Here is a 14,781-nt window from a genome sequence, read left to right on the forward strand (position 1 = left end):
GGGAGACTCAAATGTCCAGTGTCATTCTTGTCGGAGGTCTCGACGTTGCCGAGCTCGCCTTCTACCTGTTCTTCCTCTTCTTCATCGGGTTGGTCTGGTATCTGAACCGGGAAAGCCGCCGCGAAGGTTATCCGCTCGAACATGATATCTCGGGCGTGGTCGGCAACGATGTCGCCCGGCTCGACTTCAGCGACCGCAAGACCTTTCAGCTGCCGCACGGACTCGGCACCTACACGCCTGAGGCCGTTCCGCGCGACGCGTTGCCGACCAACGTGTTGCCGCGCGTCTATCCCGGCACGCCGCTCGATGTGATCGGGGAACCGCTCGGGTCGGGGGTCGGGCCCGGTGGCTATGCCCTGCGCGCCGACCGTCCGGACATCGACATGTTCGGCCGGCCGCGCATCGTGCCGATGGCGATTGCCGAACATGTCAGCGTCGCGACCAAGGACGTCGATCCGCGCGGCCTGCCGGTCTCCGGGCTCGATGGCCTGGTAGCCGGGACGGTGCGCGACATCTGGGTGGACCGGGCGGAACATGTGATCCGCTACATCGACGTGGCGCTGACCGATGGCGGCACCGCGACCCTGCCGATGGCGATGGCGCGCATTTCCCGCCGCGGCGTCGTGTCGGACGCGATCAAGGCGTCGCAGTTCGCAGGTTGCCCGCAGTTGAAATCCCCTACGCAGATTACCTTGCTTGAGGAGGAAAAGGTTTCGGCCTACTTCGGAGCAGGCTATCTGTGGGCAACGCCCGAGCGTTCGGAGCCGCTGTTGTGACCATCGAGTACGAGATCGAACCCATCCCCGGACTGCCCGGCAACCTGCCGGCCGGGGAAACCATTGTCTGGCAGGGGTCGCCTGATTGGCAGACTCTTGCGCGTGCCGTGTTCCACACCCGGCTCGTGGCCGTGTGGTTCGTCTTTGTCGCGTCGCTGGCGTTTGTGGCCGGCGGCACCGGCCTCAAGGGCGCGTTGGTGACGCTTCTGGCGGCAGGTCTCGGGCTCGGTGTCCTGTATTTCCTCGCGCGGGCCTCATCGCGTTCCACTATCTACACGTTGACCAGCCGCCGTGTCGTCATGCGCTTCGGCGTGGCGTTGCCGAAATGCATCAACCTGCCATTGAAGGCGATTGGCGCAGCCGACGTGCGCAACCTTGGCAATGGCCGCGTCGACATCGTCCTGCGTCCGACCGATCGTTTCCCGCTCGGCTGGCTGCAGATGTGGCCGCATGTCCAGCCCTGGAAGGTGGCCAGTCCACAGCCGATGCTGCGCGCCGTCCCGGAAAGTTTCGTGCCGATCCTCGCCGAGGCTCTCAGGGGTGCGGATCCGGTCCAGACCAGCACGGTTGAATTGGCACCCCAGGCGGCGGGATCGCATGTCGAGTTGTCGTCGCCCGCGATCGGCGTCGCCGCATGAGCGATTTTGCCCATGAGAAATTTCCGACCTGGGTGCTGGGTGTCGCCGGCGGGGTCGTCGGTATCACGATCCTCGTCGTGTTCAGCGTCCGGCTCGGGGTGCTTCCCGGCCGGCCGACGGCGCCGGAACAGCGGATCGAGAAGCATGTCGGCATTGTCGCCCAGCGCGATTTCGTCTTTGCGGACCGTGCCGATGGCGCGCTTATTGCCAACGATGCCAAGACCGGTCGTCCGGCGCTCATCCTCGAACCGGGATCGAACAGCGGCTTTATCCGCGGCGTTATGCGCGGCATGATGCGCGAACGCATGTTGCACGATGTCTCGCGCTACGGCGCGGTGACGATCACGCAATGGGCCGATGGCGCGCTGACGCTGAAGGACCCTTCGACGGGGCGGATTCTCGAGCTTGGCAGCTTCGGACACACCAACCGCGCAGCCTTTGCGCAGTTGCTGGCGCCGGGGGTGCATGTGGTCGAAAGCATCCAGAAGATGCAGCCCAATGGCCCGCGCACGCCGGACGATAACAGCAGCGTCGGCAATACCTTGCCTGATGTACCGGTTGCGACCTCCGCACCGGTGTCCGCGGCCGACCCCGCGTGACGCGGCTTTTTGCCCGGGAAAGCTGGGAGACCGGCTGCACCATCGCCGTCGAACATACGGCGGATGCGCTGCACGCGCATGTCGAGCTTGATGACAATGTCCTGCTCGGCCCGGGCGACCAGGTGCGCGTCCATGGTTCGCCGGTGCGCTTGCCGTTCGGCGAGGCGATCACGCTGCGGCGGCGGGCGACGGTGTCGCGCGCGGGACTGGTCATGCAGTGGTGGACGAAGCTGCGCGCCCAGTTCGACCTGACCGAATTGTACGAGATCACCTTCACGTCGGAAAAGCCGCGATGAACGCGGGTGGGGAGAAAGCGCAATGAACGCGCATGTGCCGATCGCGATAGCCGATGCGGAGGGCGACGCCGACCGCGCCGTCGCGATCACCAAGGACGTGACCCAGGCCATGGCGAACGAGGACACGGTGTTGTCCCCGCGCTTCTACACCACCGATTTCGATGCGATGGACAAGATCGATGTCAGCGCCGTCCGCGGCGAATGGGATGCGCTGATCGCCGAAATGACCGCCGATCCGAACAAGCGCCACTTCAAGCGCACGGAAGAGTTCGACGGCGTCATCGAAAACCTGCCGCCGGCGTTGCGGATCGAGTTCACCGACTTTCTGGTGACGTCGATGACGTCGGAGTTTTCCGGCTGCATCCTTTACGCCGAAATCGCCAAGCGGGTGACCAACCCCGACGCCAAGGCTTTGTTCAAGCTGATGGCACGCGACGAATCGCGGCACGCGGGCTTCATCAACGACAGTCTGAAGGATGCCGGCATCGGCATCGACCTGGGCTTCCTGACCAAGACCAAGAAATATACCTATTTCCGCCCAAAGTTCATTTATTACGCGACATATTTGTCGGAAAAGATCGGCTACGCCCGGTACATCACGATCCATCGGCACTTCGAGCAGCATCCCGAAATGCGCTTCCACCCGATCTTCAAATGGTTCGAGGCCTGGTGCAACGACGAGTTTCGCCATGGCGAAGCGTTCGCCCTGTTGATGCGCGCCGACCCCAAGCTGATCCAGGGCTATAACAAATTGTGGATTCGGTTCTTCCTCGTCGCCGTCTATGCGACGATGTACGTGCGTGATCATAATCGGCCGGTCCTGTACAAAGCGTTCGGAATTGACCCGACCGAGTATGATTTCAAAGTGTTCGACATCACGACGATGATCACGCGGCAGGTGTTCCCGCTGGCGCTCGATACCGACGCTCCGCAGTTCCGGGCGCTTCTCGAAAAGATGCGCGGCATTTCGGCGGCGATCGATGCGACGCACAAGGAGGGCGGCGCGGTGGCGGCGGTCAAGCGCCTCGGGCTCAAGTTGTCGGCGGGCGTGACCTTTGCGCGCCTCTACCTGCAGCCGGTCCAGAAGACCGAACTGCCAGCCAGCATCCGGCTCCAGCCCGTCTGGTAAGATGCTGGCCCAACCGTTCCTGTTCCCCTTGCTGTTTGCAACGGTGCTTTGGTTCGTCGCCACAGGCTTTGTGCTGTGGCTCGACCGGCTGCCGAGCCGCACCTGGCCGGCGAGCCTGGTCGGTGCGACAATCGCCAGCGGTTTCGCCATGGCGGGGGTCATCGCGACGGCGCCCGAAACCAGCCCCGCCGCCGCCTATGCAGCATTTGCCTGCGCGCTGGTGCTTTGGGGCTGGCACGAGCTGAGCTTCCTGATGGGCTTTGTCACCGGGCCGAACCGCGAACCTTGCCCGCCCGAAGCACGCGGCTGGCGTCGGTTTCGCCTCGCTGCTGCCACACTCATCCATCATGAAGTCGCGATGTTCGCGACCGTCGTCGTCATGGCGGCTGCGACCTGGGGTCAGCCCAACCAGACGGCGACGCTGACCTTCCTGCTGCTGTTCGTCATGCGCCTGTCGGCCAAGTTCAACATCTTTGCCGGCGTGCCGCACCTTTCGACCGAAATGATGCCCGATCACATGCGCTATCTCGCCAGCTACTTCCGCATCCGTCCCGCCAGCGGCTTTTTCATCGCCAGCCTGTCGGGGATCGCGGCGCTTGCGGCGTGGCTGGGCAACGCCGCCATGCAGGCGGAAGGCGGGGTCGCCACCGGCTATGCGCTCGCGTTCGCGCTTGTCGTGCTGGCGTTCATCGAACACGGTTTTCTGGTCGTGCCATGGCAGGACACACGGCTTTTTCGCTGGGCAATGCGCGACCGTGTCGCAATAGCCCATTCCACCCACCGCGACGGCACAAGAACGGCCGAAACCGTGGCACTTCGCACGCCGAATCCGCTTGCGAGCCTTGAAAGTGCACGGCATTGAGTACCGGGGAGATAGTACATGGATTATGAAGCCCATTTCCAGGCGGCGCTCGACGGCCTGAAAGAACGCGGAAACTACCGCGTGTTTGCCGAACTGCAGCGCCGCAAGGGCGAATATCCGCGTGCGACTCGTCACCTGGAAAATGGCGAGACCCAGGACGTCACCGTCTGGTGCTCGAACGATTATCTCGGCATGGGCCAGCATCCGTCGGTCATCGAGGCGATGCACGACGAGCTCGACCGGTCGGGGGCCGGTGCCGGTGGCACGCGCAATATTTCGGGCACCATGCACGCCCATCGCCAGCTCGAACTCGAACTGGCCGATCTGCACGACAAGGAAGACGCGCTTCTGTTCACCTCGGGCTATGTCTCGAACTGGGCGGCGCTCGGCACGCTTGCCAACAAGCTGCCCAACTGCGTCGTGCTGTCGGACGCGCTCAACCATGCCTCGATGATCGAAGGCATCCGCCACAGCCGCGCCGAATGCCTGAAATTCCGCCACAATGACGTTGCCGACCTCGACCGGCTGCTGGCGTCGATCGAGCCCGGTCGGCCCAAGCTGGTCGCGTTCGAAAGCGTCTATTCGATGGATGGCGATATCGCGCCCATCAAGGAAATCCTCGACGTCTGCGAAAAGCATGGCGCCATGTCGTACATCGACGAAGTCCATGCTGTCGGCATGTACGGCCCGCGTGGCGGCGGCGTTGCCGAACGCGAAGGATTGATGGACCGGCTGACGGTGATCGAAGGCACGCTCGGCAAGGCCTTCGGCGTCGTCGGCGGCTATATCGCCGGGTCGAAGGCCATGTGCGACTTCGTCCGCAGCTTCGCCTCGGGCTTCATCTTCACCACAGCGCTGCCGCCGGCAATCGCCGCCGGGGCGCTCGCCAGCGTTCGGCATCTGAAGGCCAGCCCGTTCGAGCGCAAGCGCCAGCAGGAGCGCGTTGCCAAGGTGCGCGCTGCGCTGCGCGCCATGGGCATTCCGCAGCTGGAAAACCCCAGCCACATCATTCCCGTCATGGTCGGCGACGCCAAAAAGGCCAAGATGATCAGCGACTGGCTGATGGAAAACCACGGCATCTATGTCCAGCCGATCAATTACCCGACGGTTCCGGTGGGGACGGAGCGGCTGCGCATCACGCCAGGTCCGGTGCACAGCGATGACGATATCGACCGGCTGGTCCGGGCGCTGAGCGATATCTGGGGCCAGTGCGCGCTGCACCGGGTTGAAGCAGCGGCTTAGACGCCGACCGCAGGCGCGCGTGTCGCGCGCACAGGCTCAAAGCCGGCCAGCGAAGCACAATGCTTTGCTGGCCGGCTTTGCCTGTTGCTCGGCATAGCCCGTCGCCATGACACTTCTCGGCAATATTCTGGGGTGGATCGCGCGCCATGCGCTGGTGTTCGTCCTGCTCATCGCCGCCATGGCGATTTATGGCCAGTATCGGCAGTCCGCCGCGTCATCGAACGGCGTGTCGACGTCGATTGCCCGGATCGAGAGCGCCCGGACCGAACTCGCCAACGACATCGAGCAGATGCGTGGAAAGGCGGTCACCGGGCTCGATGACGCGCAGCGCAGCTCGCAGACGGCCATCGCCGCACGCATCCGGGTCGCGACCAGCGAGCGCGACGCACTGCTGCGCCGCCAGCCGGGCAGCGCCGATGTTTTGCGGGCACCACGTGATGCGATCGTCGCCGGGGTGCGACGCGATCTTGCCATCGAACGGCTCGACCAGGAAATCGCGTTTCTGCAACGGCTGCGCGACAATGTCGAAACGCGCGGCCGGGCGCTTTCGCTCGACAACCAGATTGCCGATCTCGACCGGCGCATTGCGGCCGACGCCGCCAATATCGCCGCGCTGCCGCCGGCAATGTCACCGCAGCGCTACGTTCGGGAAGGGCTTGCGGTGCGGGATCTCGGCGACGTGTACGCGGAGCGAAGGGCCGCGAACGCGGCGCGGCGGACGGCACTGATCGCGGCGCGGCGGCAATTGGGCGACATAACTGCGCTGGCGACGCCCGAGCTTGCCCTCGCCGCGTTGCAGGCGCGCCTGCAACCGCTCGAAACCGCTGCCGCCGCCCAGAGGCAGGTGCTGGAGGCAAGCGCCGAACGCGAAGCGCGGCGCTGGTACGCAAAGCTGGGCATCGGCGACCTGTTGTGGCCGGCCTTCTGGGCCTTGCTTGCCATCATCGTGACGCCGTTTGCCATCCGCACGCTGTTCTACTGGGTGCTGGCGCCGCTGGCATCGCTGCAGCGGCCGATCAAGCTGCTCGACACCACAGTGCCGATCCCGCTGCCCGCCGAGCGGTCCTCCGTGTCGAAGACAATCCTGCTGGCGCCGGGGCAGGAATTGCTGGTGCGGCAGGGGTTCGAACAGACCGTGTCGCTGGGCGGTGCCAAGGCGACCCAGTGGCTGCTCGATGCCCGCCACCCGATCAGCAGCCTGGTGTCGGGCCTGTATTTCCTGACCCGCATTCGCGGCGGGCCGGGCGACACGGTGACGGTATCGGCGACGCACGATGCCTTTGCCGAAGTGGCGGTGCTCGGCTTGCCGGCGGGGGCGGCCGCCGTGCTGCAACCGCGCGCCATTGCCGGGGTGGTGCAGCCGATCGGCACGCCACTGCGCGTGACGGCCCATTGGCGGCTGGGCACGCTCAACGCCTGGCTGACCTGGCAGCTGCGCTTCCTGGTCTTCCACGGTCCTGCCGAGATCATCCTGACCGGCGGCCGCGGCGTGCGGGTCGAACCGGCGCTGGCGGGGCGGAGCATCGGGCAGGACCAGCTGATCGGCTTTTCGGCCGGCATTGCCTATTCGACCGGGCGGACAGAGACCTTCATTCCCTATCTGTTCGGCAGGGAGCCGCTGTTGAAAGACAGGGTCGCTGCCGGATCGGGGCTGTTGATCGCTGAGGAGGCGCCGATGGCCGGGCGAGCGAAGCGCGGTATCCGCCACGGGCTGGAAGGCGCCATCGATGCCGTGCTGAAGGTTTTCGGGATCTGACCGAATGTTGCGGTAGGGCAACAGCGGTGCGGCGAAGCCAATCTGCAACGAAGCTTGAATAACAACGTCACAATCTTTCGCCAGACGCCGGCTGTCCTTCTTGCCAAGCGGTGAAACCCATGACCATGATGCCTGTCCGCGCCCTGCTGCTTGCCGGGGCCAGCCTGACCTTTGCCGCCTCTGCTGCCTTCGCCCAGACGCCTTCGCCCGCCGTTACCCAGATTGCTGCGGCCGATGCGACCGACGATGGTGAAATCATCGTTTTCGGCCGCGGCCAGGTCCGCCAGGTCACCGAAGTCACCCAGATGGACATGCGCCAGACGGTGGCAGGGTCCAGCCCGTTCAAGGCGATCGAAAAGCTGCCGGGCGTCAATTTCCAGTCTGCCGATCCCTTCGGTGTCTATGAATGGTCGACGCGGATCAGCCTGCGCGGTTTCAACCAGAACCAGCTCGGCTTCACCCTCGATGGCGTGCCGCTCGGCGACATGAGCTATGGCAATGTCAACGGCCTTCATATCAGCCGTGCCATCATTTCGGACAATGTCGGCAGCGTCCGGGTCAGCCAGGGTGCCGGTGCGCTCGGCACTGCCAGCACCTCCAACCTCGGCGGCACGATCGAATTCAGCTCACGCGAACTGTCGCAGGACCTCGGCGTCGCCGGCAATTTCACTTATGGATCGAACGACACGATCCGCGGTTATGCCGCGATCGACAGCGGCGACATCGGCGGCTTCCGCGCCGGCGTGTCCTACGCCTATCTCAACGCCAAGAAGTGGAAGGGCGTCGGCGAGCAGCGGTCCCACCAGGTCAATACCAAGGCGACCTACGACTTCGCCGGCGGCGGCCGCATGACGGGCTTTGTCAACTTCACCGACCGCCGGGAAAATGACTATCAGGATCTCTCCCTGGGGATGATCAACCGCCTCGGCTATGATTGGGACAATATCTCGGGCGACTGGCCGCTGGCGCTGCGGATCGCACAGATCGCCGCCAATCGCGGCGATGTCGGCGGCGCCGTGCCGCGGCTGCCCAACACCGCCGGCACGGTTTATCCGGCACCTTTTGCAAGCGTCGATGACGCTTATTACGATGCCGGAGGCCTGCGCCGCGACTGGCTGGGCGGGCTGAAGCTGGAAGTGCCGCTGACCGACCGGCTGCGCGCCAATGTCCAGGGCTATTACCACAACAACAAGGGCCAGGGGTCGTGGTTCACGCCCTATCTCGCCAGCCCGTCGGGCAATGGCATTTCGCTGCGCACCACCGAATATCGCATCGAACGCGTCGGCTTCCTCGGCGACCTCGCCGCCGACATCGGGTCGAATGCGCTAAAACTGAGCCTGTGGTGGGAAAACAACGACTTCGACCAGGCGCGGCGGTTCTACAATGTCGCCGGTGCCACCACACCGAGCACGACGGCGCTGACCTTCCAGTCGAACCCGTTCACATCGCAGTGGGACAATGCCTATAACACCGAAACCGTCCAATATGCGCTGCAGGACGACATCCGCCTGACCGATGCGCTGTCGATCACCGCCGGCTTCAAGGGCCAGAGCGTCAAGCTGCGGGCGCGCGAAAACATCGTCACCGGCGCCCTGGCGCTGGGCAATATCAAGTCGGAGGACTTTTTCCTGCCGCAGGCCGGTGTGCTCTACAAACTGGGCACCGGCGCCGGCGAAGTCTTTGCCAACTACACCGAAAACCAGCGCGCCTTCAACGCATCGGCGACGACCGGGCCGTTCGCGACCACCCAGGCCGGCTTTGCCGCGCTGCGCCCGAACCTGCGGCCGGAACGGTCGAAAACTGTCGAAGCTGGCTATCGCTTCGGCTTTGGCCCGGTGCGCGGTGTCATCGCAGGCTATTATGTCGATTTTTCGAACCGCATCCTCGGCACCCAGGCCGGCGCCGGCATTGTCGGCAACCCGGTCATTCTCGCCAACGTCGGGTCGGTGCGGTCGCTCGGCGTCGAAGCCGGGCTAACGTGGAAGGTCATCGATCCGATCACCGTCACCGCCAGCTATGCCTATAATGACTCGACCTATCGCGACAATGTCGTCAACGCCGCCGGGGCGGTTACCCAGGCAATCAAGGGCAAGTTGGTCGTCGACTCGCCCCGCCATATCGGCAATGTCGAAATCGCCTTCGATCAGGATGGTTTCTATGCCCGTGCCAACGGCAATTTCATGTCGGAACGCTTCTTCACCTACTCGAACGACCGCTCGGTGCCGGGCCGTGCGCTGTTCGATGCCAAGGTCGGTTATCGCTTCGAAGGCGCCAGCGGCCTGCTCAACGGCTTCGGCATCGAAGGTTCGGTCACCAACCTGACCGACAAGCGCTACGTCGCCACCATCGGCTCCAACGGATACGGGTTCAGCGGTGACAACCAGACGCTGCTGGCGGGCGCGCCGCGGCAATGGTTCGTGACGGTGCGCAAGGACTTCTGAAACCGGCGGCCGTCCGTCTTGCATTCGCCTGCGGCTCTGCGAAAGTCGCAGGCATGATGCCAATGTCCTTCGATCGCCGGCGCTTCGGCGCTGCTGCCCTCACTCTCGGCGCCGTCGCCGCCCTGCCGCGCGCCGCCTGGGCGGCGACGGCCGGCGCGATCGATACCGCCGGCCTGATGCCGATGACCGACGACGTCAAACTGATTGACGCCGCCGAAAGGGCGGGCCGCCTCGCGCGGGCGCAGGAATTGATGGCGAAGGCGGGCATCGCCGCAATCGTCCTCGAACCCGGCGCTTCGCTCGATTATTTCACCGGCGTCCAGTGGTGGCGCAGCGAGCGGCTGACCGCCGCCGTCATCCCGGCGCGCGGCGAAGCGATCGTCATCACGCCGTTCTTCGAAGAACCCTCCGTCCGCCAGAGCCTGGGGATCCCCGCCAGCGTCCGGGTGTGGCAGGAGGATGAGGATCCGCTGGCGCTTCTCGCCGGCGCGCTGAAGGACCGCGGCGCCGGGTCGGGCCGCATCGGCATCGAGGAAACGGTGCGCTTCTTTGCCAGCGACGGCCTGGCGCAACGCCTGCCCGGCGCACGGCTGGTGTCCGCGAACCCCATCGTGCGGGGCTGCCGGATGATCAAGACGCCGGCAGAAATCGCGCTGATGCAGGCCGCCAATGACGTGACGACTGCGGCGTTCCGCTGGACCTGGCCGCGCATCCGCGAAGGCATGACGCCTGGCGAGATCGCAGCGCATGTCAATGCGGCGACGACGGTGCTGGGCGGGACGCCAACCGGCGCGCTCGTCTTGCTCGGCGAGGCATCGGCCTATCCGCACGGTTCGCGCAAGCCCCAGGCGGTGCGCGAAGGCGAGGTCGTGCTGCTCGATTGCGGCTGTTCGGTCGGCGGTTATGCCTCGGACATCTCGCGCAGCTTCGTGCTTGGCAAGGCGCCCGATGCGGTGCGGCGGGTGTGGGACATTGTCGCGCAGGGCCAGCAGGTGGCGCGCGGCGCAGCACGCATCGGGGCGCCGGCGGGCAGCATCGACGATGCGGTGCGGCGTTTTTACCAGGCCAAGGGCTTTGGCCCGGGTTACCAATTGCCGGGCCTGTCGCATCGCACCGGCCATGGCATCGGCATGGACGGGCATGAACCGGTCAACCTCGTCCATGGCGAAGCGACGCCGCTGGCGCCGGGCATGTGCTTTTCGAACGAGCCCGGCCTGTATCTGCCGGGCCAGTTCGGGGTGCGGCTGGAGGATTGTTTCCACATGACTGCGGCCGGTCCGGAATGGTTCAGCGTGCCGCCGACGAGCCTCGACAAGCCGTTCGGCTGACGTGCCGCTTGCGGGCGGGAAGTGTCATGCTAGATGGACAGTCATGAAAGCCCCGTTCCCGTTTTCGGCCATCGTCGGCCAGTCCGAAATGAAGCAGGCGCTGCTGATGGCGGCGGTCGAACCGCGGTTGGGCGGTGTCATGGTGTTCGGCGATCGCGGCACCGGCAAGTCGACGGCGGTGCGGGCGCTGGCGGCGTTGCTGCCGCCGATGACGATCGTTGCCGGGTGCCGCTATGGCTGCGCTCCCGGCGATCCGGCGCCGTGCCCCGATGATTGCCGGGCGCGTGCCGGCAAGGCCGTCGCCGAAGTGCCGGTGCCGTTCATCGATCTGCCGCTCGGCGCCACCGAGGACCGAGTGGTCGGCAGCCTCGACCTGGAACGCGCGCTCGCGACCGGCGAGAAGCGGTTCGAGCCGGGCCTGCTCGCCAAGGCCAACCGCGGCTTTCTCTATATCGACGAAATCAACCTGCTCGAGGATCATCTGGTCGACCTGTTGCTCGATGTGGCGGTGTCGGGGCAGAACCTGGTCGAGCGCGAGGGGCTGAGCATCCGCCACGCGGCGCGCTTCATCCTCGTCGGATCGGGCAATCCGGAGGAAGGCGAACTGCGGCCGCAACTGCTCGACCGCTTCGGGCTGTCGGTCGATGTGCGAACGCCGACGGAACTTGCCGACCGGATCGAGATCGTCAAGCGCTGCGACCGCTTCGACCGCGACCCGCAAGGTTTTGCTGCGACCTATGCGGCCGAAGAAGCCGCGACGCTGGCGCGCATCGCGGCGGCGCGCAAGCGCCTGCCCAAGGTCGAGGTCGCCGATGCCATGCTCGAGCTTGGCAGCCGGCTGTGCCAGGCGGTCGGCGCCGATGGGCTGCGCGGGGAACTGACGCTGCTGCGTGCCGCGCGCGCGGCTGCGGCGCTGGCGGGCAAGAAGGCCGTGACGGCGCACCATGTCGGGGAGGTCGCGACGCTGGCGCTGCGCCACCGGCTGCGCCGCAATGTCACCGACGATGTCGGATCGACGGTCCGCATCACCCGCGCCGTCGCCGAGCTGATCGCGGCATGAGCCGAGTGGCGGCGATGTTGGCGCCGCCCGACGCACCGGAGATCGATGCGGCGAGTGCCGAGCGCTGGGCGCTGGCGCTACGGGTGGTCGCGGTGCTGGCCGGGAACCCGGCGGGCGTCGGCGGGGTGCTTTTGCGGGCGCGGCCGGGGCCGGTGCGGGACCTTTGGGGGGCAGCGCTGGGGCAGGTGGCGCATGTCCGCCGCCTGCCGGCAAGCGCCGATGGCGAAGCGCTCGACGGTGGCCTCGATCTGACCGCGACGCTGGCCGCCGGGCGGCCGGTGACCCGGCGCGGGCTGCTGGCGGAACTGGGTGATGGCCCGGGCGTCGGCGTGCTGCTGGTGCCGATGGCCGAGCGGCTGGCACCGGCGCTGGCGGCCCGGCTGGCGAGCGCCCTGGACGACGATGGCCCGCTGCTGGTGCTGTTCGATGAATCGCTGGACGATGGCGAGGACCGGGTGTCACCGGCGCTGGCCGACCGGCTCGCCATCCATCTCGACCTGTCGCGGGTGCGGCTGCCGATGGCGGCGCTGCTGTCGGGGGCGGCGATCCCGTCACCGGCTCCGGCGCCCGTCGGCGACCCAACGCCGGTCGACGATGCGGTGACGGCGCTGGCGACGGCGGCGGTGCAGCTCGGCATCGCGTCGATCCGCGCACCGATCCAGGCGCAGCGCGTCGCCCATGCACTGGCGCGCATCGATGGCCGCAGCGCCATCGCCAACCCCGATCTGGAAGGCGCAGCGGCGCTGGTGCTCGGCCCGCGGGCGCGGCAGGTGCCGCAGCCTGACGAGCCCGAGACCGCCGAGTCCGAACCTCCGCCCGAGCCACCGCCGCCGTCCGACAACAACGACGCGGGCGACGAATCCGAAAACGAAAGCCCGCAGGATTTGACCGACATGGTCGTCGAGGCTGCCGAAACCGCGCTGCCGCCGGGCCTGCTCGATGCGCTTGCCAATGGCATCGCCTTCAAGGCGCCGGCAGGGGGCAGCAGCGGCGCCAAGCTGCGCACACTGACCAGCGGCCGCCCTGCCGGGGTGCGTGCCGGGGCGCCGGGCCGCGGGGCGCGGCTGGCGCTCATCGAAACCATCAAGGCGGCGGCACCGTGGCAGAAACTGCGCGGGGCGCGTGACGACGGCCGGCTGTCGATCCGCCATGACGACCTGCGTATCCGGCGCTATGTCGCCCGCGCCCAATCGACGACGGTCTTTGCAGTCGATGCCTCGGGGTCGGCTGCCTTTGCCCGGCTGTCCGAAGCCAAGGGCGCCATCGAGCTGTTGCTGGCCCAGGCCTATGTGAAGCGCGCCGAAGTGGCGCTGGTGGCCTTTCGCGGCCAGGACGCCGCCGTCACCCTGCCGCCGACGCGCAGCCTGGCACGAGCCAAGAAGGAACTCGCGGCGCTGGCGGGGGGCGGCGGCACGCCCATCGCCGCCGGGCTCGACCTCGCCCGTTGGGTGGCGGAGGCCGAGCGGGCGCGCGGGCGCACGCCGTTGATCGTGATCCTGACCGATGGCCGTGCCAATGTCGGTGGCGACGCGACGCGCAGTCCGCACGAGGCGGCGCTGGCGAGCGCGCGGGCGCTCGGCGCCACCGGCATCGCCAGCGTCTTCATCGATTGCAGCGCGCGGCCCCGCCCCGAAGGCGCGGCGCTGGCGGCGGCGCTGGGCGCGCGCTTCGTCGCGCTGCCGCGCCTCGACGCCAAGGCAGTGGTCGCCGCCGTCAATTCAGCGACGGTGCGCGGCTGATGGCAGCGCCGCGCTGGGACCGGGAAGGCCGTGACTGGCCGAACGCTGCCGCAAGCCGCTTCGTCGTGGCCGGCGGCCTGAAATGGCATGTCCAGGTCATGGGGCAGGGGCCGGTCGTGCTGTTGCTCCACGGTACCGGTGCTGCCACGCACAGCTGGCGCGACCTGATGCCGTTGCTGGCGGAACGCTTCACCGTCGTGGCGCCCGATCTGCCCGGCCATGGCTTTACTTCGGCGATCGGGCGGGCATCGCCGGTGAATGTCGCGACGGCGCTGGCGGCGCTGGTCGACACGCTGGGGCTGCCGCCGGTGCTGACCGTCGGCCACAGCGCCGGTGCCGCGATCGCGCTGACCATGGCCGACAAGGGGCTGGCACGGCCGCGGGCGGTCGTGTCGCTCGGCGGGGCACTGCTGCCGTTCCCCGGCATGGCCGGAAAGCTGTTCCCGACCATGGCGCGGGTGATGTTCGTCAATCCGCTGACGCCCGAGCTCTTTGCCATGCGCACGCGGCGGCCGGGGGAGGTCGCGTCCTTCCTGAAGCGTTCGACGGGGTCGGTGATCGATGCCCATGGCGTCGCGCTGTACGAGCGGTTGTTGCGCACCTCGGGGCATCTCGGCGGCGCGCTGGCGCTGATGGCAAATTGGGACCTGCATCCGCTCGAAGCGGCGCTGCCGCGCATCGCCCTGCCGGTGCTGCTCCTCCACGGCGCCCGCGATACGACGATTCCGCCTGCGACCTCGCGCACGGTAGCGGGCCGGCTGCCCGATGGCCGGTTGAATATCCTGCCCGACCTTGGCCATCTGGCGCATGAGGAAGCCCCGGCGCAGCACGCGGCGCTGATCGTCGACTTCGCCGTGGCGTGCGGGTTGCTGGCAACGGCCAAACGCTGACGCCTGCACGGCGTCGCGCGCGGAA

General features: G+C 66.9%; 13 protein-coding genes. All 13 read left to right on the forward strand.

Annotated elements, in window-relative coordinates; genetic code table 11:
- Window positions 1-11 precede the first annotated feature (11 nt).
- The 13 genes from puhA to bchO all read left to right on the forward strand — a co-directional run bounded on the left by puhA (window position 12) and on the right by bchO (window position 14,756).
- Window positions 12-776: a photosynthetic reaction center subunit H gene (puhA, locus tag GGQ62_RS12380; RefSeq protein WP_152578607.1), complete on the forward strand. Its 765-nt coding sequence runs from the start codon at window positions 12-14 to the stop codon at window positions 774-776.
- A complete protein-coding gene (puhB, locus tag GGQ62_RS16635) occupies window positions 740-1,414 on the forward strand; it encodes a photosynthetic complex putative assembly protein PuhB (RefSeq protein ID WP_207790532.1) in 675 nt (224 codons plus the stop codon). Before puhA ends, puhB begins: the two co-directional genes overlap by 37 nt.
- On the forward strand, window positions 1,411-2,013 hold the full coding sequence (puhC, locus tag GGQ62_RS12390) for a photosynthetic complex assembly protein PuhC (RefSeq protein WP_152578609.1): 603 nt from the start codon (window positions 1,411-1,413) through the stop codon (window positions 2,011-2,013). Before puhB ends, puhC begins: the two co-directional genes overlap by 4 nt.
- On the forward strand, window positions 2,010-2,309 hold the full coding sequence (locus GGQ62_RS12395; protein WP_152578610.1) for a hypothetical protein: 300 nt from the start codon (window positions 2,010-2,012) through the stop codon (window positions 2,307-2,309). Before puhC ends, GGQ62_RS12395 begins: the two co-directional genes overlap by 4 nt.
- A gap of 22 nt (window positions 2,310-2,331) precedes the next feature.
- Window positions 2,332-3,438 carry a magnesium-protoporphyrin IX monomethyl ester (oxidative) cyclase gene (gene acsF / locus GGQ62_RS12400; RefSeq protein ID WP_152578611.1) on the forward strand — a complete coding sequence of 369 codons (1,107 nt, stop codon included), beginning with the start codon at window positions 2,332-2,334 and terminating at the stop codon, window positions 3,436-3,438.
- A gap of 1 nt (window position 3,439) precedes the next feature.
- Complete coding sequence (puhE, locus tag GGQ62_RS12405; protein WP_152578612.1) at window positions 3,440-4,300, forward strand: putative photosynthetic complex assembly protein PuhE; 861 nt, start codon at window positions 3,440-3,442, stop codon at window positions 4,298-4,300.
- Between the two features lie 18 nt (window positions 4,301-4,318).
- The gene (hemA, locus tag GGQ62_RS12410; protein ID WP_152578613.1) at window positions 4,319-5,542 is read left to right on the forward strand and encodes a 5-aminolevulinate synthase; all 1,224 of its coding nucleotides are present in this window, start codon (window positions 4,319-4,321) and stop codon (window positions 5,540-5,542) included.
- Window positions 5,543-5,648: 106 nt separating this feature from the next.
- A complete protein-coding gene (locus GGQ62_RS12415) occupies window positions 5,649-7,298 on the forward strand; it encodes a hypothetical protein (protein WP_152578614.1) in 1,650 nt (549 codons plus the stop codon).
- A gap of 119 nt (window positions 7,299-7,417) precedes the next feature.
- Window positions 7,418-9,739, forward strand: a complete 2,322-nt coding sequence (locus GGQ62_RS12420) for a TonB-dependent receptor domain-containing protein (RefSeq protein ID WP_341533753.1) — start codon at window positions 7,418-7,420, stop codon at window positions 9,737-9,739.
- Between the two features lie 62 nt (window positions 9,740-9,801).
- Complete coding sequence (locus tag GGQ62_RS12425) at window positions 9,802-11,067, forward strand: M24 family metallopeptidase (protein ID WP_152578731.1); 1,266 nt, start codon at window positions 9,802-9,804, stop codon at window positions 11,065-11,067.
- A 43-nt stretch (window positions 11,068-11,110) separates the two neighbouring features.
- Window positions 11,111-12,127 (forward strand): magnesium chelatase ATPase subunit I, encoded by a 1,017-nt coding sequence (bchI, locus tag GGQ62_RS12430; protein ID WP_152578615.1) that lies wholly within the window; start codon window positions 11,111-11,113, stop codon window positions 12,125-12,127.
- A 14-nt stretch (window positions 12,128-12,141) separates the two neighbouring features.
- Window positions 12,142-13,866 (forward strand): magnesium chelatase subunit D, encoded by a 1,725-nt coding sequence (locus tag GGQ62_RS12435; protein ID WP_152578616.1) that lies wholly within the window; start codon window positions 12,142-12,144, stop codon window positions 13,864-13,866.
- Window positions 13,866-14,756, forward strand: coding sequence for an alpha/beta fold hydrolase BchO (bchO, locus tag GGQ62_RS12440; protein WP_152578617.1), 891 nt, complete (start codon window positions 13,866-13,868; stop codon window positions 14,754-14,756). Before GGQ62_RS12435 ends, bchO begins: the two co-directional genes overlap by 1 nt.
- Window positions 14,757-14,781: the final 25 nt, after the last annotated feature.

The organism is Polymorphobacter fuscus (assembly GCF_011927825.1).
Classification (GTDB): domain Bacteria; phylum Pseudomonadota; class Alphaproteobacteria; order Sphingomonadales; family Sphingomonadaceae; genus Sandarakinorhabdus; species Sandarakinorhabdus fusca.